Annotated in this window: 27 protein-coding genes; 2 read left to right on the forward strand and 25 right to left on the reverse strand. The window is 30.5% G+C overall.

What is annotated here, in order from left to right:
* Window positions 1-109: 109 nt before the first annotated feature.
* The 3 genes from LKE46_RS17705 to LKE46_RS08425 all read right to left on the reverse strand — a co-directional run bounded on the left by LKE46_RS17705 (window position 110) and on the right by LKE46_RS08425 (window position 1,060).
* Entirely contained in the window at window positions 110-379 is a 270-nt protein-coding gene (locus tag LKE46_RS17705; RefSeq protein ID WP_363316051.1) for a transposase family protein, read from the reverse strand.
* 306 nt (window positions 380-685) lie between these two features.
* Window positions 686-853, reverse strand: a complete 168-nt coding sequence (locus tag LKE46_RS08420) for a hypothetical protein (protein WP_291720489.1) — start codon at window positions 851-853, stop codon at window positions 686-688.
* A 66-nt stretch (window positions 854-919) separates the two neighbouring features.
* Window positions 920-1,060 (reverse strand): hypothetical protein, encoded by a 141-nt coding sequence (locus LKE46_RS08425; protein ID WP_291720492.1) that lies wholly within the window; start codon window positions 1,058-1,060, stop codon window positions 920-922.
* A 129-nt stretch (window positions 1,061-1,189) separates the two neighbouring features.
* On the opposite strand from LKE46_RS08425, the gene LKE46_RS08430 reads away from it, so the two are divergent.
* Both LKE46_RS08430 and LKE46_RS08435 read left to right on the forward strand, forming a co-directional pair.
* Window positions 1,190-1,669 (forward strand): hypothetical protein, encoded by a 480-nt coding sequence (locus tag LKE46_RS08430; protein ID WP_291720495.1) that lies wholly within the window; start codon window positions 1,190-1,192, stop codon window positions 1,667-1,669.
* Window positions 1,670-1,785: 116 nt separating this feature from the next.
* On the forward strand, window positions 1,786-2,037 hold the full coding sequence (locus LKE46_RS08435; protein WP_291720498.1) for a hypothetical protein: 252 nt from the start codon (window positions 1,786-1,788) through the stop codon (window positions 2,035-2,037).
* On the opposite strand, the gene LKE46_RS08440 is transcribed toward LKE46_RS08435, so the two are convergent.
* The 22 genes from LKE46_RS08440 to LKE46_RS08545 form a co-directional block, all read right to left on the reverse strand.
* A complete protein-coding gene (locus LKE46_RS08440; protein ID WP_291720503.1) occupies window positions 2,034-2,258 on the reverse strand; it encodes a hypothetical protein in 225 nt (74 codons plus the stop codon). The genes LKE46_RS08435 and LKE46_RS08440 overlap by 4 nt on opposite strands.
* Window positions 2,251-2,646, reverse strand: coding sequence for a hypothetical protein (locus LKE46_RS08445; protein WP_291720506.1), 396 nt, complete (start codon window positions 2,644-2,646; stop codon window positions 2,251-2,253). The genes LKE46_RS08440 and LKE46_RS08445 overlap by 8 nt, the downstream gene beginning before the upstream one ends.
* Window positions 2,647-2,873: 227 nt before the next feature.
* Window positions 2,874-3,326 carry a hypothetical protein gene (locus LKE46_RS08450; protein WP_291720509.1) on the reverse strand — a complete coding sequence of 151 codons (453 nt, stop codon included), beginning with the start codon at window positions 3,324-3,326 and terminating at the stop codon, window positions 2,874-2,876.
* Window positions 3,327-3,613: 287 nt separating this feature from the next.
* Entirely contained in the window at window positions 3,614-4,033 is a 420-nt protein-coding gene (locus LKE46_RS08455; RefSeq protein WP_291720513.1) for a hypothetical protein, read from the reverse strand.
* Window position 4,034: 1 nt separating this feature from the next.
* On the reverse strand, window positions 4,035-4,172 hold the full coding sequence (locus LKE46_RS08460; RefSeq protein WP_291720517.1) for a hypothetical protein: 138 nt from the start codon (window positions 4,170-4,172) through the stop codon (window positions 4,035-4,037).
* Between the two features lie 138 nt (window positions 4,173-4,310).
* The gene (locus LKE46_RS08465) at window positions 4,311-4,673 is read right to left on the reverse strand and encodes a flagellin (RefSeq protein WP_291720520.1); all 363 of its coding nucleotides are present in this window, start codon (window positions 4,671-4,673) and stop codon (window positions 4,311-4,313) included.
* A 41-nt stretch (window positions 4,674-4,714) separates the two neighbouring features.
* Window positions 4,715-4,942 carry a hypothetical protein gene (locus tag LKE46_RS08470; RefSeq protein WP_291720523.1) on the reverse strand — a complete coding sequence of 76 codons (228 nt, stop codon included), beginning with the start codon at window positions 4,940-4,942 and terminating at the stop codon, window positions 4,715-4,717.
* Complete coding sequence (locus LKE46_RS08475; RefSeq protein WP_291720526.1) at window positions 4,891-5,541, reverse strand: hypothetical protein; 651 nt, start codon at window positions 5,539-5,541, stop codon at window positions 4,891-4,893. Before LKE46_RS08475 ends, LKE46_RS08470 begins: the two co-directional genes overlap by 52 nt.
* A gap of 51 nt (window positions 5,542-5,592) precedes the next feature.
* The gene (locus LKE46_RS17710; RefSeq protein ID WP_366843243.1) at window positions 5,593-5,973 is read right to left on the reverse strand and encodes a hypothetical protein; all 381 of its coding nucleotides are present in this window, start codon (window positions 5,971-5,973) and stop codon (window positions 5,593-5,595) included.
* Between the two features lie 37 nt (window positions 5,974-6,010).
* Entirely contained in the window at window positions 6,011-7,186 is a 1,176-nt protein-coding gene (locus tag LKE46_RS08485; RefSeq protein WP_291720529.1) for a DUF2920 family protein, read from the reverse strand.
* A gap of 54 nt (window positions 7,187-7,240) precedes the next feature.
* A complete protein-coding gene (locus LKE46_RS08490) occupies window positions 7,241-8,248 on the reverse strand; it encodes a dTDP-glucose 4,6-dehydratase (RefSeq protein ID WP_291720532.1) in 1,008 nt (335 codons plus the stop codon).
* Between the two features lie 37 nt (window positions 8,249-8,285).
* Window positions 8,286-9,260, reverse strand: coding sequence for a UDP-2,4-diacetamido-2,4,6-trideoxy-beta-L-altropyranose hydrolase (gene pseG / locus LKE46_RS08495; protein ID WP_291720536.1), 975 nt, complete (start codon window positions 9,258-9,260; stop codon window positions 8,286-8,288).
* Window positions 9,261-9,276: 16 nt separating this feature from the next.
* A complete protein-coding gene (locus LKE46_RS08500) occupies window positions 9,277-10,293 on the reverse strand; it encodes an SDR family NAD(P)-dependent oxidoreductase (protein ID WP_291720539.1) in 1,017 nt (338 codons plus the stop codon).
* A gap of 30 nt (window positions 10,294-10,323) precedes the next feature.
* Window positions 10,324-11,316 carry an SGNH/GDSL hydrolase family protein gene (locus LKE46_RS08505; RefSeq protein WP_291720542.1) on the reverse strand — a complete coding sequence of 331 codons (993 nt, stop codon included), beginning with the start codon at window positions 11,314-11,316 and terminating at the stop codon, window positions 10,324-10,326.
* Window positions 11,317-11,347: 31 nt separating this feature from the next.
* Window positions 11,348-12,448, reverse strand: a complete 1,101-nt coding sequence (locus LKE46_RS08510) for a chemotaxis protein (RefSeq protein WP_291720544.1) — start codon at window positions 12,446-12,448, stop codon at window positions 11,348-11,350.
* A 63-nt stretch (window positions 12,449-12,511) separates the two neighbouring features.
* Complete coding sequence (gene glf, locus LKE46_RS08515; RefSeq protein WP_291720547.1) at window positions 12,512-13,603, reverse strand: UDP-galactopyranose mutase; 1,092 nt, start codon at window positions 13,601-13,603, stop codon at window positions 12,512-12,514.
* Window positions 13,604-13,624: 21 nt separating this feature from the next.
* Complete coding sequence (locus tag LKE46_RS08520; RefSeq protein WP_291720550.1) at window positions 13,625-14,113, reverse strand: glycosyltransferase family 9 protein; 489 nt, start codon at window positions 14,111-14,113, stop codon at window positions 13,625-13,627.
* Between the two features lie 12 nt (window positions 14,114-14,125).
* A complete protein-coding gene (locus tag LKE46_RS08525) occupies window positions 14,126-15,028 on the reverse strand; it encodes a glycosyltransferase family 2 protein (protein WP_291720553.1) in 903 nt (300 codons plus the stop codon).
* A 108-nt stretch (window positions 15,029-15,136) separates the two neighbouring features.
* Window positions 15,137-16,216, reverse strand: a complete 1,080-nt coding sequence (locus LKE46_RS08530; protein WP_291720555.1) for an FkbM family methyltransferase — start codon at window positions 16,214-16,216, stop codon at window positions 15,137-15,139.
* A gap of 391 nt (window positions 16,217-16,607) precedes the next feature.
* On the reverse strand, window positions 16,608-17,960 hold the full coding sequence (locus tag LKE46_RS08535) for a glycosyltransferase family 2 protein (RefSeq protein WP_291720558.1): 1,353 nt from the start codon (window positions 17,958-17,960) through the stop codon (window positions 16,608-16,610).
* Between the two features lie 26 nt (window positions 17,961-17,986).
* Entirely contained in the window at window positions 17,987-18,988 is a 1,002-nt protein-coding gene (locus tag LKE46_RS08540) for a glycosyltransferase family 2 protein (protein ID WP_291720560.1), read from the reverse strand.
* Window positions 18,989-19,023: 35 nt separating this feature from the next.
* The gene (locus tag LKE46_RS08545) at window positions 19,024-20,802 is read right to left on the reverse strand and encodes a hypothetical protein (protein ID WP_291720562.1); all 1,779 of its coding nucleotides are present in this window, start codon (window positions 20,800-20,802) and stop codon (window positions 19,024-19,026) included.
* Window positions 20,803-20,804 lie beyond the last annotated feature (2 nt).

Consider the following 20,804-nt stretch of genomic DNA (forward strand, 5'->3'; position numbering starts at 1 on the left):
CTTGAACCACTCATTGCTTTTCTCGTCAGTTTTGACTTGACCTATGACTATTCTGTATTTGCTGGCCCAAGCATTGACTATGTGAATTGGTGATTTTTCCCCATCCATATTACGTGCTCCGCACACTATTTTGCCGTCCAATTGCTACGATAGATCCTTTTAGACTTGCTGATATTTCACCTATCCATTTCATGAAAGTATTCTGGAATTCCCTTGAATCAATCCATTCAAAAACTCTCTGCATAGTATTATGAGAAGGTATACCATAAGGCAAATAAGGATATTTTTTGAAAAAGCTGCTCCCGTCATTTGCAAAATCTTCTATGGCAACCCATCTATTGTAGTTTGCCAGTGTACCAACTACAGATATAACTAATATAAAGGAATGTACTCTTTTTTAGTTATTATAGAAGTGTCCCTGCCTGTTTTCAATATATTTCTATCGCTAAAAATGAGTCCCAGCTTCATTTCTCTCTCCAGCTGGAGCCATTATTATCTTTGACTCTTATATTAACCTGAGAACCATCAACAAAAATATATAATCTGCCTTCCTTACGGTATAGCGGTAATTTCTGAGGTGCAGCCTCTTCCAGCTTGTCATAATCTCTACTGGCTCCAATAAATCTTTTTCAAATACCTGCTGTCCTATTTCTTCTGAAGCAATGTGCATCTAAGCTGGACTTACTTACACGTTAGTAAGATTTTTTATAGTTTCAGAAGCTTCTTTGAATGGCATAAGTTGAGATACATATGTTATTACTTCAGTCATACCTTTTGTAATCCTGTGATTGGCCGGTATTTGAAATTGTTCATCTGAAATTCCGTATCCTTTACCGTCTGCAAAATAGGGCATCTCTTTTAACAGGTATATATCTATTCATTGATAATATATGTGTTTCAGCCCCACGCTTCGCGGTAATTAATTTTTTACCACAACTGCAGTATTTATATTAATATCACTTTTACTATCTAAATTAACAAGTTTATCCATAAAATTTACTAGAATACTTTCGGATTTTTTAATGTTTTGTTCTATAATTTTATCACAATTTTTAATCATAGCCCAAGATACCTCCTTATATTTGGGGTTGCAAGGTTATCTTAGACTATTTTTTATGCTTTTCTACCGGAAATTCAACCTTATAATTGTATCTTTATCCATTTTGCTGAAAACACCAAAGCATACAAAATGAATAAAATAGAAAGGAACATAATTGTAGGAAGTCTCCTTGGCGATGGAAGCCTTGCACTCTATGGGAGAAGCAAAAACGCCTATTACAGAGAACACGTATGCAGCAAACAAGTACCCTATAGAAAGTGTAAAGCCCAGATGCTTGAGAACCTTGATTTCAAACTGCTTACAAGCTGCAAAAATCCCCAGTTCCGTTGCCTCAGCAGCAGTATTTACACTGATCTTTACAATATGTTCTATAAAAACAGAGAAAAGATAATCACCCCTGAAAACATATTGCTCCTGGATCACCCCTTAGGACTTGCATGTCTATATATGGATGACGGCTCACTGATTATAGACTCAAGCAAGAAGAAAAATGGCTCCATATATATTTTCCCCAGATATATTTTCCCCAGTATATACATTTACACTCTAAACTTTTCAAGAGATGAAAACCTCATATTGCAAAGCCATATCAAAAAACATTCGATATAAATACAAAACTAAAGAAACGAAAAGATGGCAAGCATTTTTTACTGGAAATAAATAAGAGAAGTGAAATAATAAATTTTATAAAAGCTATAAGCCCCTTTGTGAAGAAAATACCCTGCATGCATTATAAGATCAAGCCAAAGGAAAGATTTGAAGAAAAAAGATCGGAATTAATAAATGAAGGTTATAAAAATATAAACAAGTGGTCTGAAGGCATAACAGAAAACAAATATTCCAAAGAGGAAGAAAACTTTATCATAACATCAAAACGAACTGGAATTTCAGACAAGAAAATTGCATTCCAGTTGGATAGAAGCTATTGGGGAATAGTGGATAAAGTCAGAAGATTAAAAATTGAAAATAGAATTTAAGTACAATTTTTTCTGCTCTTCCTATATAAAGCTTTAATCTGTGATGCCAGATTACTGAGTTTATGATTTAATTTTTCTACTCCCAGTTTATTTAAATTGGAGTCCTGTAACTTTTGTACAAACTCTTTCATGATAAAAAGTTTTTTATCAATAATGTCAAGCATACTCAATCTGTACTTTATCCACTGCAATTCCTCATATGCATCAGTTTTATTAGTCATATTTATATAATATGGAAGCAATTCTCACAGCTTCAGGAATATCTTCTTCCTCGCTTACTGAAAACTCATACCACTCAAAACCTCCGCTAAACCTATTTCCTTTATTATCAAGCTCCAATATACGTGAATGTATAGGTACACCATCTGTTCTTACAAAAACATCAATAACATTAAATTGAGGTTTTAGAGTAAGCATGAAATAGTTCTGACTTTTTCTTCCTGTGGTATATGGTTTTTCAAGCCTGAAACCAATACTCTCCATATCCTTGACATAAGGTTTCTTATTACAGGAATATTCAGAAACAGCAATGGCCAGTTTAAAAAATAAATCCTGCAGATAATCACTGCATTTATCAAATACATTAGAAAATTCAGGACAATGAATCATTTCATCTTTTATTCTTTCTTTTGATAATTGTATTTCAATGTCACCCCTTTAATAAAATTTTATTTGAAACTTGCTATAAATAATTCACCTTCAATTTTAGGTATGCATGGTAAGCTTTTTTGATACATCTAACATACCTTCTTCAACTTTTAATATATTTCTCTTACTTTCTTCAATAATTGCTTTAAATATACTTTCTACTTTTTTATTATCTTCATACTCTTTATCTAAAATATCAATTTTTTTACCTTTTTAAAATAAGTAAGCCATTTTGCTTTTATATCTTCAATTTTTTTAGCCCCTTGAGTGTTTTCAATAGCATTTCTTAATATCTCTCTAATTTTTCGATCTCCCGGTGCTATAGTTGCTTGCAAAATAATTTCTTTACTTTTAACAGCAGTACCGTACTTAATCTCAAAGAGAAAGCTTTCCTTTAATTTCCATCTTCCTTCACCTGTTCCTGTATTAGGCATAGGAAGTTCTTTTAATTTTTTTGTTAAAAAACGAGTAATTCCCTTGCCCTGTGATCCTAAATCATAACCTTTTTCTGATAAAATTTTTTCAACAATATTGGCTATCTCAGAAGTTCTATCAGACTTATTTTCAAATATGAAATCCAATGCCTCTTTATGACTTGAATATATTCTCTTAGCAAGTTCAACACTTTCTCCCTCTTTCATGATATCACTCCTAATAATTAAAATATAATCTTCTAAATAATATCGTACTTTTTCTGAATAGGTTCATTAAGTTCCAGTTCCAATCTTTCCAAATCCGAATCTTTTATTAATTTGCTTATATTATTTTTAATGTCTTTATCCAATTATTAATCACGACCCTCTATAATTACATTTATGAATATGAATTGAAGAAATATTCACTCTAGAAATGCAAAATTTACATTTTATAATAAGCAGGAGGCTTCATAACTTATTTACTGTAGTTTCCCCCTTTTCTACTTATAAGACTATATTAACAAATCCTCATCATCATTTTCAAATGCACGCGAAACTTGTGCTATGCCTTTTAACGGACTTTCTTTAACTATACCTTCAATACTATCTAACGCTTGACAAACTACAGTATCTCTTCCATCATCCAATGCCCTTTCAACAACATCAAACATCTTATCAACGGTATTTTTTCTAAAATTATATTCTTTTTCAAATACCTCTAATAGAACTTCCTTTTTTGCATCTAATTTTTTAAGATATTTAAAAAGATCACTCTTTATGGCCATTCTTTTAGTTGTTTCCTGCTCTTTTGTTATTTCATATTCTTTTTTACTTTTAATTAGCATTTTAATTATATCAATATATTCCAAACTATTGTAATTTGAATTTTTTCTTTTTACTTCTAATATATCTTTACTTTTAGATTCTGCCATTTTATTGTACCTCTTTAATCTTGGTATCATTATTTATACTTTTTACAATATCTGCAGATTCCTTACTTACATTATTATCAGGATCAAGTATTCTAACAGAAATTATCTTTTTCATCTGCCTTAAAAAATATGCTGCCATACATATTTTTGATCTATCTGGATAAATATTCTTTTAATATCTAACATATTACCCCTCCAAAAATAATATATAATTAAGTTCTATATATTTCCTGCTGAAATTTGAATATTTTCTATGATTTTTAAATTCTTTCCTTTCTCACTGTTTCAATAAATCTAAAATCCTACCTGGAATTTGATTGGATTGTGATAATAAAGATTCTGCCACCTGTTCAAGAATACTGTTTTTGCTCATTTCCATAACTTCTTTTGCCATATCAGTATCTTCAATTTTAGATTCTGAAGAAATTAAATTTTGATAATAGCTTGATATATTATTGGAAATATGCTCAAGTGAATTTTGATAAGCTCCTATTTTAGAACGTTCTGATGATACCTTATTAATTGCATGATCAATTTTGTCCATAGCATTCTGTGCACCTATTCTAGTTGAGACATTAATATCGCTAATTCCCATTGCATTCGTTCTTACATCAGAAATCTTAATTGAAAAGTTATTCAATGCATTGGCTCCTACTTGGAACCTGATGTCTTTTCCCTGTTCTATATTGCATCTTTTCCTGGTTCTATATTTATCAACAAAGATGAAACTGAATTTCCACTTATATCATCAATAGTATGTTCAGTACCATTTTCATTATGAGCTAGTCTTAAATTATTGCCTGAATATGATGCGGTAATATTTACTTCTAAAACTGTTAGCTGATCATTTATCTCAGTTATAAGCTCGCTGATGTATGTACTCCAGCATTCAACATTATTGATTTCCATACTCCGTCAACCTTAAGGTTCAAAATATCATTGACTCCCTCGGTTATTGTTAGACCTGACGATAAGTTTACATTTCCCGTTATAGATGCCGCAAATCCCGTGCAATTTCCAGATATCGTTCCTGAAGAGTCTATACTTTGCCATGCTGGATATTCAATTTTATCCATAAGTGTACCCCTTGCATTTCCTCCAACATTTCCAAAAGTATGAGTTCCTTCGCTTTCATATATGGCAAAATTTACAGCTCTCTTGGGATCTGTTTCGTTACCTTGGACACCAACTATATAAGTTTTTACATTTAATCCGGCATTAGTAAATGCATCATTTAGTGTTTTGGCAAGATCCGACTCGCCGCCAGCTGTAAGTGTTGAATATGTACCTGATGCAATTGTAATACTATGATTAATGCCATCAATATCAAAAGTCAATGTATCATTGTTTCCAGCTGTAATAGTAACATCCGGATATATATCTGTCCAGCCTGTAACTTCAAAAGCTGTTGTATTGCCATACTGTTTTTGCAGGAGCATTGATGTTACTGCATTACCACTGATACTTTCAATAAAAGAAGCTGCCCCAGAAGTATTAATGATAAACATTAAATTTCCATATGTGCCATTACTATATGAAGCAGTAACATCTATATTTTTTTAATTAAGTTTATTATTTATTTCATAAAGTAATTCTGATGAACCATAATTACCAGCTTCAAGTGTAATATTTTTAGTTAGTCCGCCTATTAAAAATTCAAAGAAATCATTTTCTCCAGTTTCAACAATTAATCCACCTTCAGCAGTTTGAATTAATGAAATTCCATCCTGAACATTTTGCTCTGCCTGAGATAATCCCCTTATTTGAGACTTCATTTTTTCAGATATAGATAGTCCGACAGCAGCAACACTTGCCCTATTTATTCTTAATCCTGAAGAGAGTTTCTCCATTGATTTAAATTTAATGTTATTTACTTTTTTCAACTGATTGAATATTCCTATTGATATTAAGTTATGAGCTATTATCATATCTTCACCCACTATTTTACTTTATATTACATAGTATATAGTATTATATTTATTTAACATCAACAATATATATCCGTGGCAGCACATTGTTATAATCCACAATATATTTATGCTTATGTGTAATAAAAGAAACCTCATTTAAAAGGTCAATACGATTATCCTTTTCAAATTCTATATTAAAGTTTTCCATTGTGAAATCAAACAACTTTAGGAAATCTGCACTCAGACCATGGTTCGTAGATTTAAATACAATATTATCTATCTTTTCTTCAGATATTTCATTATATATACAGTTATCAATCCCATTACAGAAATATGACTTCTCCCTGCAACTAATTAAATTATCATTAGCACCATGGTATGATATTATATTACATTTATTTTCAAATTTTGAATATAAATATGAAAGACTTAATATTTCAGTATCTTTTATTATCCTTTTAGCTAAATAATCAAAAAACGTCGTCAAGGTGAGTTTTCCTATTTTCTGCGTAACTGTCCTGCAAATATCATCAGACAAATATACAGGCTTTAACCAAGCTGAGTTATCTATAATCAATGAAAATAAAGTTGGCGCAAGTGCATTACACAAATATGCCAAATAAGCACCATGTGAATGTCCATATATAATTACCTTTTTACTGTTAAAATCCAAATCATTATCATATAAAATATTCATTACACTTAGTACACAGGTTATATTATCTATAGCCTGCAATAATCCCATATCATTGAAATTACTTATTGATTCACCTGACAAATCTGCTTTTACATTAATATTTATTTTATGATTTTTCGCTACATCTAAAAAACTATTAAAATTAAATGCGCCATTTTTGTAAGCTTTAGTAACTTCATCATAAGACAGAATATTTTTAATTTCTTTTTCATTTATATCTGGTACATATGTTTTTTCCGGCATCTGCATAAATTCATATCCGAAATAATTACATTGTATTGTCACAAGATTATATTCATCTGAAAATTCATATCTCATTTTTTTATAAACACTTGAAACAGCTTTCCCACCAAATCCTGATATAAGCAACATTATACCTGTATCTGAATTTATGCCATTTTGAGGAATTGAAAAATAAACTTTCAATTTTCTGTTATCCATTTTATGATTTTCTTTATAATCATAAAAACTACTTTGTGAAAATGTTTCTATCTCGTAGGAAGTAGCCAAAACGTTCATCTCCATTACTATGTAATAATTTTTCATATATTTATACTTTACTTACAATCCAGATGACAACTTATTCTAGAGTGTAACTACCTATTTCAATAACTTAGTCCCCTCAATCCATTCCCTTGTCTTCTCAATTCCCTGTTTCAAAGTATACTTGGGCCCCCAGTCAATAAGACTTTTAGCCTTTGAATAATCACATTTCAACTTCATTATTTCACTCTGCGGGTGTATGTGTTTTACATGATTTATTTTCACTTTATCATGACATATAATATCTGCAAGTTCATTTATAGTCACATCCCTGCCCGTACCTGCATTTACTATCTGTCCATTGACATTTTGTGAGTACCCGGATTCGGATATGAAATCGGCACAGTCCTTTACATACAGTAAATCCCTTGTCTGCTCTCCTGAACCATATATATTTATATCCCTTCCATGCAGGGAATTATTTATAAATATAGCAACAACTCCGCCTTCACCGCCGGTTTTCTGAAACGGCCCATAGGTGTTAAACGGCCTTATTACAACAGTCGGCAGCTTGTAGGCATTATAATAGGAAAGTACCATGTTTTCAGCAGCTATCTTGCTTCCTCCGTAAGGTGATACAGGCTTTACAGGATGCGTTTCCGAAATTCCTTCAGCTCCAGATACATCATATACCATACAGGTACTCATAAATACTACTTTACAGGGATACGTATCCTCGCTTGAATCAAGTATCCAGCTGTTTCCGTCCATTCTCCCATTTTTGCCGAACATCTGAAATCTGGCCTTCTCAAGTATGTTGAAAGTTCCCACGGTATCATTGAAAAAAGTAGTTTCCGGATCATCGATGCTGTCCTGAACATTTATGGATGCGGCAAGATGATATATCACATCAAATTTATCCTTGAATACTTCATCCAGTTTATTTTTATCTCTTATATCTCCACCTATAAATTTAAAATGGGAATTACCTTTAAATTCCTCTATATTCTCAAGTCTTCCATTGGACAAGTTATCCAACACGATTACCGAATGATTTTCACTTAACAACCTTTTTACAACCCAGCGTCCTATAAATCCTGCTCCTCCTGTTACAAGCATGTTCATACACAATCAACCTCCTGAAGTCATATAATTATAAATATTAAATTTCAAATCTGCTGTTTAAAAAATCAGCTATCCTCCCGGCACCAAATCCATCTATAAGTTTCTGCCCCTTGATAGATCTTTGTTGTCTCAAATCATAATTATTGCACAAGGCAATCAACTTATTTTTGAATTCACTTTCATTTAAACTGCCGTACCATCCCAGACTTTCCACCAAATTAATATCACTTAATTTTTTGGATATACCAAATTGGTTATTGGCAATTACAACACTCAAACAGGGTACTCCACAGGCAAGGAATTCATATATACTGCTGCCTGAAGCAGATATTGCCAAATCACATTTCTGCATTACATCCGACATCTTTGCATGAAAGTAAAATACCGTATTATCAATATTTATATTCTCAAAATACCTGGCACTTTTAAATAAAGGTCCTATAATGACATGAAAATTAAACTTCAAATTCTTTATCCAATTGACAATAACTCCGGTAAACTCAACAGGATCAGAAGCCCCCATTGTTATCATTATATCTTTAACGTTCCCATGGATATGTCTTGCAGGTAAATTTCTAAACTCATCTCTTAACATTAGATACTTTAAGCCCAATAGTTTATACTTCTGCCTGTAATCAAATTCAACTGCATTTATATTCTGGTTTATAATTAAATCAACCGGATAATCAAAAGAATTTACATCATCTATATAGGCGGTATATTTTGAAAACTTTTTTGTACTGATAAAATAATTTTCATCTACATCATAGCTGTCAGTTATAAGAATATCTATATCCAAATTTGAAAGTATTTCTAAAATATCACGTTTAAAAGTATACACCTTAAATCCGCTTTTCTGTATTTCCGATATTCCAGCTTTATTTTCCACATTGTTTTTGCATATATAAAATATTTCATTATTCACAGACAACTCTTTTGCCAGCACAAGGGTTCTCATTATATGACCCATACCTATTTTAGTGCCGCCTTCTGCCCTAATGGCTATTTTCAAATTAAATACATCCTTTCTAAATCAGCCTCTCACTTAACAGAAGCTCTCTTACATATTCCTTTGTCACAGGTACAGCATCAGATGAATTATAACTTTTAACTTGTGCTCTGGAATATCTATCATACTTTGAGGCGATGCTTTTACCTGCCTCTGACTGCAGTACGGCATACATCCTGCCCATGTCAACGGCAAATTCGGATTCCTCCAACGTCATAAGCTCTTCAAATTTTCTCTCACCTGCTCTGAGACCTATACTCTCCATATACACTTCACCTTCAAGCATATCTGTCCTATGTACAACTTCTTCTATTATTATTTCTGCCAGATCCTGCAGCTTTATTACAGGCATCTTGAGTATAAAAACTTCTCCACCATAGGACTTCTCTCCTGAATCCATTATGAGATTTACAGCCTGGGTAAGAGTCATCATAAACCTTGTCATATTTGGATCAGTTACAGTTATCCTCTTAAATTCAGCAATCTGTTTTTTAAAAAGAGGAATTACAGAACCACGTGAACCCATGACATTTCCAAATCTCACAGCTACAAATTTAGTTCTGACTTTGCCCTTGCTGTAATTAGCGGCCTGCACAAGCTTCTCTGCAAGAAGCTTTGTAGCACCATAAGAATTGGTAGGATTTATTGCCTTGTCGGAGCTTGTAAATATGACAGCTTCCACGTTGTGATATTCCGCTGCTTTAATCACATTTTCCATACCCATTACATTGGTCTTTATAGCCTCCGAAGGGTTATACTCACAAGCAGGTACATGTTTCATGGCAGCAAGGTTGAATACTATGTCTATTTCATTCATTGCCCTTTCCACCCTCTCATAATCCCTGACATCTCCTATTAAAAATCTGAATCCACGCAGATTTTCCATTTCACTCTGCATTACAAACTGCTTGTACTCATCTCTGCTGAATATCCTTATAACCTTAGGATGCTGTTTTACCAGTTGTGGTATAAGTCCTTTTCCTATAGTTCCCGTTCCACCAATAATCAATATATTTTTTCCTGTATAATATCCCACTTGATTATCATTTCTCCTTTATATCTATTATTAATCATCTATTAAAAATCCTCCAACAACAACCTTATTTCCCCTGCTATTTCGATTTTTTCTACTGCTTACCTTAATTGTCATGTCATGACAGCCATCTGATAAATTAAAAATATTTATTGCCATCAGAAAACTTGGTTTGGAATTTCTGTACAAATCAAGGAAATAATTTATACCATCAATATTTATATCGGCACCACCATTTTCATCTGAAAATAATGTAGTTATAGCAATACATCTACCGTTAAATTTAAATTCAATAAAATCTCCAACAGAATCTGAAACTGCAGCTATCTTCATCTGAGGCATATTTGTCTGTTCTTCCCTCCAATGTCCGTAAAATTCAGCCTTTTCATAGCTGACAATATCAGGATTTTTAAATGAATAGCCTGTTATAGTATTTATCCTGCAAAGCGGCTTTACACTGATTACATCTAAATTTTTCTTTATAGCATCTACTATACATTCAGCATATATATTGTGTCCTCTGTCATTCGGATGAAGATTGTCAATGGAAATATCCTTCCAGGTATACTCATCCATACCAATATGCTTGAATACATAATCCTGTATATCTATAACCGGAACACCATAATAATATGATATGTGTTTATGTACACTGCCGCAGGCATCAGCCAATCCAGTGGGAGCTATCAGTAAAGCTACTGCAGGTCTAGGCTCCAGCCTGGAAAGTTGACTTAATATTCCTTCCATAGTTACAGCAGCATAATTTGAACTCTCTATCCTGTCATTTACGGCAAACTCTATGAATACCAAATTCGGTTTCTTAACTACTACATCCTTTTTCAGTCTGAATAGTCCAAAAGCTGAGCCCGTACCACTAATTCCCGAATTCATTATATTAACTCTCTTATTTTTATATAAATTCTTTAAATATTCTCCTACTATATGTACATATGAATTTTTATAGTTAGAAGCTCCTGCACCATTAGTTATAGACCCTCCAAAAAATACTACATTAAAATCTTCCATAATCAAATCCCTCTCAATTCAGCAAACGTATCTACCAATCAATTTCTTTATTCAATATTCTAGTAAACTTTTCTGCGCCCCTCCAATTCAAATGGGACACATCCCCAAAATCATCATCATCAAATAAATCTGATCTGAAATAATCAATATACTGAAAATCATATTTCTGTCTTGTTTTATTTATTATAGAATGAAATTCTTCTTCAATTTTATCTGAAAAATATTTAGAATAATATCTGGTAACAGGATAAACTAACACTATAGGCTTTATATTATAATTTTTCAGAAACTTCAAATATTCTACAAAAATACTTTCATTTTCAGCTGCGGTTTTAGGATAATTTTTATTGCAGTCTCGCACAGCAGATTCCCTTCCTATTTTCCACTTGTCACTGTAATCCTTAAGTGTTGTGGGCATATCCCATTTAAAATCATAATTTCCCTTCTGATTTTTTCTGAATATATTATCTGCTATGTTTTTATTTATCCTGTAGCCTTCATACACTTTTTCTATATTTTTAAAATGATGTGCTGTTTTGAGAATAGGATAATAAATTACTGTCTTATTTGCCATGGCAGACAGTGACATATCATATTGAAAGCTATAATAGCAAAGTCCAATCAATACATATTTTATATGAGCTGCTTTCTGCGGAAAATTTTTCAAAATATATTTGACAGTATGATAATCATAAAACAAATCTTGATGCCTAACAGCAAATTTAAAAGATTTCTTACAACATATGTGTTCGCTGAAACCTATTTCTGCATAAGATATTCCAGTAGTCATCAATTCTATTTTCTCACTAGATGAAATAAATTTATCCAAATTGTATTTATAGTAATTGAAACAATTATCAATAAATACGCTGAATTGAAGTATTTTATCATTATCTACTCTCATATCAATCAATTGTCCATAAATTTCCTGATTGAATTGACTGCCTATTATTATATAATCATAGTTATATTTTTCTATTTTATCCGGACCTACAACAATTTTTCCATTCCTGGTACTGTCCCACCTACTGCTGTCATTATCCACATAAGCCAGTATATTCACATCATTGTTCAAAACATTTTCTGCCCAAATAGACATTCTACCCGTACCAAACATCAATATGTTATACAAAATATCACTCCCACATACATAATTTACAGTTCATGATTCACGGTTTACAATTTTTGTAAAATCCTATATATACAATTCAATTTTGTCCATCAATACGAGAGCCTCGTGTACAACAGCATCCATGTTGAAATATTTGTAGTTTGCCAGGCGCCCTATAAAATAGGTATTGTCAAGTTCTTTTGCTTTCTTCTCATATTTTTTATACAAGGTCTTGTTTTCTTTCCTGGGTATTGGATAGTAAGGTTCACCTTCAGCTTTTGAATATTCCTTTACAACAGTGGTCACAGGAGCTTTCTGTCCCGTAAAATATTTGTATTCCGTAATTCTTGTAAAGTCATAGTCATTGGGATAGTTTACCGTTCCAGCTTTCTGATAATATTCCACATCATAGGTTTCCTGGACAAATTCAAGAGATCTGTAGGGGAGATTTCCAAAACAGTAATTGAAAAAATAATCTATTGGACCGGTGTATATCAAACTCTTGTAGTTTATCTCATCTTTTATTTCAAAATAATCCGTATTAAACATTACCTTTATATTTTTATGATCCAAAATATTCTCAAACAACCTGGTATAGCCATGCTCCGGCATTCCCTGGTATTTGTTTGTAAAATACCTGTCATCTCTGCTGAACCTTATGGGAATCCTGGCTGTAACCTCACTATCCAGTTCTTCCGGGTAAAGATCCCACTGTTTTTTAGTGTATCCCCTGAAAAATTTCTCGTAAAGTTCCTCTCCTACTTTGGAAACTATCATGTCCCTGGAATTTTTTATGTCCATACTGTCATCTGCAAAAGTTCTATAGAATTCATCTATATTCAGGTAATCATAATGTGTCCCGTAGAGCATATTTACAGTATCCACATTGATGGGGAAAGGAAGCATTTTTCCATCTACATAGGAAAGCACCCTATGCTGATATTTTCTCCAGGTTGTAAATCTAGATACAAAATCCCATACCCTTTTATTTTCCGTATGAAAAATATGAGGTCCATACTTATGCACCATTATACCCGAATTGTCATAATAGTCATAGGCATTTCCCCCTATATGATTTCTTCTATCTATAATCAGAACCCTTTTATTTCTTTCCGCAAGAACTCTGGCACATACACTTCCTGCAAAACCACATCCAACTACAAGATAATCAAACATAAAATTTCCTCCAGTAAATATCTATTGTTTTTTAGTTATTCTCCTTAGCCCAAAGGGTAAAAAAATTATCATAAAGAATGAAATGACAGCAGTCAGTATTACTGACAGTATTTTAAATACAATGCTTTTTATATTCATAAAGTATATCTGAAAATAAGATATTTCCTTCAAGTCAGACACCACATTGCACATTACCATTTTATCCGCTGAAATCATTTTTGAATATCTCAGTACATTGAAAAATCCTGCTCCAGATATGTTGGTTACAGGTATTACAACTATGTCAAATTTTTTATCTTCAATTTCACCAACTCTGTTGCCGGATTTAAAACCTTCTTTATAGGGATAGACGTATATATTGTCAACATCCCTGTACTTTTGTGCCAGCTTCACACCGTGCTCATGGGTGAGAAGATCTATGCTGTACCCAGGGTATTTATCCTTTATGGCAACTATGTTCAAATCCAACTGCTGAAAACTTACAGAGCGAATTATCAAAATGTTTTTCATAAAATACAGCTCCTATTTGAAAAATGTAAATGCAACGTTGAAGGGTATTCGCAAATTTTCCCATATATAATCTTTTACTACTTTTCTCTTGCCGTATATTTTATTTATTTCCCAAAATGCACTGCACATGGCTTTAATATAGATGAAAGTTTTCTGCTCCATGGAATAATAAAAGCAGTCGTACACCATCCTTACCGTAAGCTCCAGTGCTTTTTTTACAGGATAGTTTTTCCATATAAGCCAGAAGGCATTGCGGGTATAGTAGTAGGGTGCTCTCCAGGAAACCCTGTTTTTAGGTGAATACTTGTGATAGGATATGACATCCGAAAAAAATTCTATTTTATAATCCATATCCAGTATTCTGAAGGCGGTATCCTGTTCATTCCAGTACAGGAAAAATTCTTCAGGATAAAATCCTGCCTTCTCCAGCAGTTCCCTTCTCACACCGGCGCCGGCACCATTGAAAGCCATAAGATATCCCTTTGACCCAGCAGCTGTATCTGCTTTTAGCATTTTCTGCTTTTCCACCGCTTTAACCTGGTCGTAATTATAATAGTTTCTCACATCAAAAGCCACCATTCCAAGTTTTTCATCATTCTCAAACTTGTCTACCATTCTCTGCACTGCATATTTATGCGGGAAAGAATCATCATCAAGTATGACTATGTATTTGCCTCCGGCATTTTTAAATCCTATGTTATAGGCTTCTATACCTATATTTTTAAACATTTTTATAAGCCTAACTTCCGGAAATTCACACTCTATGGCCTCTACAGTACCATCTGTAGAATGGTTGTCCACAACAATTACTTCCAGATTGCCGTATTCTATTTCAAATATACCCTTCAGGCTTTCCAGTATATCTTTTTTTCTGTTCCAGCATATAGTCACTATACTTACCAAAGGAGTATCCATTTCAACCTCCAAATTTGTTTAATATTCTATATTAAAATTATCGAAAAAAGAATATAAAAAATAAACCTTGGATACATATTTTAGTACAATATAATATCCTATTAAAGTTTATATTGCATAACAAACAGTATCATAAAGAGTATATTCATATTGTCTCAAATAAATTTTATAGTCCGGCTGAATTGATTTTATAAGAAGAGGTATCTCCCATAAATCATTCATCTTATGATATAAACATATAGATAATGTAGGTTTCACAAATTTTAAAGTTTTAATTCCACCGTTTATAGCGTCTATTTCCGAACCCTCTATATCCATTTTAATAAAAGTTATTTTATTATTTACAGCATAATCATCAATACTAATTGTATTAATTAAATTATTAGGACAACCTTCATTTATACAAGAACCTTGATTAGCAGAGTTAGAGAAACAAACTTTTCCCGTTTGTTTATACAAACCCTTATTTTCTAACTTGATTTTAGAACTATATTCTACTAATCTTTTATTACTTTTTAAAAGAGCAAAATTATTTTTATCTGGCTCAAAAGAATATACAAACTTAAAATTACCTTTTGCTGCTTCTATAAATTTTAAAATAGTCTTACCGTCATAAGCTCCTCCATCAATAAAATAATTTTCTCCTTTGAAGTCCATTATATCCTTATCAAAATACATCTCATTTTTGCTCACACAATTAATCAAATCATTTATATCAAAAGTCAATCTGTAATTTAAAACACTTTTCAACACATTTTTTGACTTTCCATCTTCTAAAATTTTAAATAAGTTTTCTATATTTTCAATATTATTTGCTATGCTATTATAAAGTAATTCATTATAATGTTCCATTATAAAATGCGGTGAAAAATAATATAAATTGTCAAATTTCATTTTTTTTAGCTGTTCATATATTTCACAAAAATAATTATTATAATCACTTGTTATAATTATTGGAGTATCCCTTTTAAATTGAGAAAGCTCATTTGGACTGATAACTTTAATTTCATCTATATTTTTTCCATGTTTATTAATATCATTGTCACAAAAATATTTTATTTTCATATTAAGTTTTTTAAAAATGCTAAACATCAATCTTCCATATCCACCAGCACCAAATAAAATAACATTTCCATTAGAATTTAAAACCTTTTTCAAACAAGATTCCCTATTTAGATCCAAAAACATCTATCTCCACTTCCTGTCATTATATATTATCATAATCATTTATATATTTCTTGTGTTCTTCATCTATTATAATATTAAAGAACCTATCAACATAAAGCACATTTTTAAATTAATCTCACTATTTAAACTTTGAATCTTATTAACAATATTTCTTATAACATCCGTATCCTAATTATTTAAAATAAGAATATCTTTTTCCCTTTATTAGTTCCATAAACCTATCCTTAATTTTTTTCAATGTCTAATATTTTATTATCTTCCACTTTCCCCGTTAAATTATTTAAGGCATCATCAACTACCGTAATTATAAATCTTCATTCATAACCAAACAGATAACATTCTACATTAAATTATCGTAAAATAATATAAAAAATGAAGATTAAACAGAATTTTAATCTTCAAAGGTCTGCTTGAGCTCTAAAATTTTATTTAGAAGTATAGGATACCATATATTTTTCAGCATATTATAAGAGTTGTCATAATTTTTCACATATTCCCTGTCACTATCAGATGCTATTATATTAAAGAATCTATCCACATATATTACTTTATCATCAATACTATACCTTGCATCAAACATATGATAACAAGTTTTTAAATTGCAGTCATATTTATTTAAATTTTCTATATTATCCACATTTAAGACATCCAAATTTTCAAATTGATTTGCTAATTGACCCTCATTATCTGCCGCAACAGTTATTCTTGCATTTTTATTCAAGGATCTTATTCTGTTTATTACATCTCTCAATATTTTTAATTCCGAACCATCTACAATCAATATGTTATTTTTATCTTCAAGTACACTATTGAATTTATCCGATATCTTTTCCAATTGCATTATTCTATTGCCGCCAGCTTTTCCTCTTATACCATTTAGCGCATCATCCACAGCCCTCATTATGGTCCTTGCACTGCTGTATTTTCCTATGTAATTACAGGAATACACAGCCTGAAAGATTTCATCGAATAATTTTAAAGAGAAACTCTTAATCTGTTTTTCATTACAATATTTCGTAAAAAAATGAACTCTATTACGCCAGAAATAGTATGTACCAAAGGTATTGACTTTCTGAGAAACCCCCATATTATGCCATACCATTGACTTGGAGCAGGAAACCACTTTATAACCTGCCAGCTTAAACCTATAACCCCAATCAATGTCATCCCAATATATAAAATTCGCCTCATCCATGATTCCAACTCTTTTAACTGCATCTACTCTTACGATCATGGAACATGCAGGCACATAGTCACATTCAATTACTTCAGGCAGTGTACCATCATCAATATGTCCTTTATAAAAAGGTTCAATATAAAACTTTGAAAAATCAATTACAGCTCCCAATTCCTGAATCTGCTTAGGATTATTCATAGAATACAATTTTGAACCTGCTATAGCTATATTAGCACTATTTTCCAGTAAATCATACAAATTCAAAATTGCTTCTTTATCCATAATAACATCATTATCCAGCAGCAGAATATATCTATAATCCTTTTTTAGAACTTCCTTCAATCCAGTATTAAAACCACCTGAACCACCTAAATTCTCTGCATTTTCGATTAACGTTAACTTACCACTGAAATTCTGCCTTATAGCTTGTACAGATTCATCTGTAGATGCATTATCTACTACATAAATATCTAAATTTTTGAATGATGATTCCATTACCGATTCTATGCATTTTAATATGTAATTTTTTTTGTTATAATTGCAAATTACTACTGCTAATTTAATCATAAATATTTATCCTACCTCAATCCAAGTTATATAGTACACAAAAAATTTTTTATATTTTGTAACCTCATAGATTCTAGCTTATTTATGGCTTCTTCTTTCCCAGGTTCTGTTGCTACAAACACATAATCAAATTTAATGCTATTTAATTTATCGGGATTAAATATCTTTATTCGTTCAAATTCTCCTTTTTTAAACTTGTCAATAAATCCTATACATGTTGAATCTGGAATAATATTTTCTATAACTTCTTTTGATATTTTACCTCCATTAGAGGCACCCCATATTAAATATCTAAAATTTTTTTTAGTACAATTATTGAAAACATCTAAAAATTTTATCTTTATACCATCTTTTACTCCATCAAACCTTTTATTATCTGTACTAGTTTTAGATTCATTATGTATCCTGTATTTCAAAAGTTTTTCATTCATTTTATAAATTTTAAACCCATTTTTTAATGCTCTCAACCATAACTCTAAATCTTCAGCTTTATAATTCTTATACCCTTTTAATGTAGTAACTACATTTATTTTAAACATTATAGATGGATGTGCTAAACAATACCAATAAGTCAATAAAGTTTGTCTAGCTCTTTCAGCATTAAATAAAATATTTAATTTTTTTTCATGTTTAAATTTTTCTTCATCAGTTATATTACCAATAATAGATACTTTAGATCCTAAAATATCTACTTGATTATGATTTTCTAAAAAATCAATTTGTTTCGTAAATCTTTCAGGCATGGATATATCATCCGCATCCATTCGGGCTATATATTCTCCCTTTGCCAACTTTATTCCCTCATTCAAAGAATATACAAGACCTTTATTTTCTCTTGAAATTATCTTTATTCTATTATCTTTTGCTGCATAGTAATTTATTATATTTAATGAATCATCTGTTGAGCCATCATTTATTATTACAAATTCAAAATTTTTATAAGTCTGATTTAATACGCTTTCAATAGATTCTTCTAAATATTTTCCTGCATTGTACACTGGCATAATAACAGAAATATCTACATTCATCGAAGTCCTCCAAATATATTTATTTACCAATAAGCTTAATTTATTAGATCATTAAAAACTTTAGCCAATTCTTTAGTTAAATTTTTTCTTTCATATTTTTCTATTTCATTTTTGTTAGGATAAAATTTTTTGATACCATCCTTCCAATTTCTATATTGATTTAAAATATATTCTTTAATACCATTAATATCATCATATTCAAAATTTTTCCCACTTTTAGTTACATTTAATAGCTGGTCAACTAAACTACCTTTTGGAGATAATGCCAATATAGGTTTATATAGTCTCAAATACTCAAAAAGTTTCCCAGTATAAACAGATTTAACTTTTTCACTTTCTCCCAGTATAAGTAATAAAATATCGGCAGAAGATGCCATCCTCAGACTTAAATTATGTGATAAATATCCACAATATTTAATAATATTATATTTATCATTCTCATATAATAAAGTTTTTATATTTATTGTAATAGTACCAATTAACCTGACTTGCAAATTATTCACATTAATTTTGTGATCATCAATTAATTGATTTATAGATAAAATAATATTCAATGGATTAATTTCTTTATATAAAGAACCATTAAAAATCAATGTGAATTTATCATTTTTTACGTGTTCCAGTTTTGAAAAATCACTTTCATCATATCCATTTGTTATTAATATGACTTTATTCTTCTCTAAATTAAAATTATTAATATAATTTTGGACACAAATAGGTGTAACTGTTAAAATTGCATCTGATAAATTAACAATATTTTCTTCCATTTTTCTATTAATCTTATACTCAATAGGTATTTTAGAATATTCTTCGGAATAGTAAGCATGATTAGTCCATTCATCTCTAAAGTCAGCTACCCAAGGTATATTATACTTTCTTTTTAGATAATATCCTATTATATGATCGGAATAAGGACTTGAACTTGTATACACTAAGCTAATATCATTAAAATTTATAATATTAACTATATTTTTTAATACATTATTTACCCATCCAACACAAATATCTGGAATAAAAATAGAATTTCTGTTGGAACAATTATTATCTTGAATATAATATAAATATTCATTCATAATATATTTGTCATCAACAACTCCATAAATTAAATTTATAAATTCTTTAATTAAATTCTTATTCAATTGTTCCGAATTAAATATATTATGATCTATTCTAATTATATTAATATCTTCTGGAATATCATCAATTAAACTATTATCTTTATTATCATACCCAAAATCATTACCTACAGTTAAAACTATAGGTTCCCATCCATATTCCCTAAGATATTTTACAAATTTTAAAGTTCTTTGAACTCCACCTCCACCTATAGGTGGAAAAATATAGGATACTATTAAAACTTTTTTAGTAGCACTAATATTTTTATTTTTGCAATAATTATCATTTATATTATATATAAGATTAAAATTATTTCTAAATCTAGTTTTAAATTTCTCATCCAACATTATGTCATCATAAATTCTATAATCATGAATCTTATCTACAGAATATCTTTTTTTATATGTTCTATCATTAGGATCACAATAACAAAAATTATATATTTCTTTGAAACCAATATTTTGCAATTGATTTGATATCTCCCCATAATATATACTAGCAATAATAATTTTAAAATCTTTATTATTAAACTTGTATAATTTGCTGGGTTCAATTATTTCTAATCCATTAAAACTTTTTCCCCATTTTTGTTTATCATTGTCACTAAAATAGCATATCTGATATTTATATTTGAGGACATTATATGCTATATTTCCTAGATTAGACGCTCCAAAGATTATAGCTCTTTTATTTTCCATGT

It is taken from the genome of Clostridium sp. (assembly GCF_022482905.1).
In the GTDB taxonomy this organism is placed as follows: Bacteria; Bacillota; Clostridia; order Clostridiales; family Clostridiaceae; genus Clostridium_B.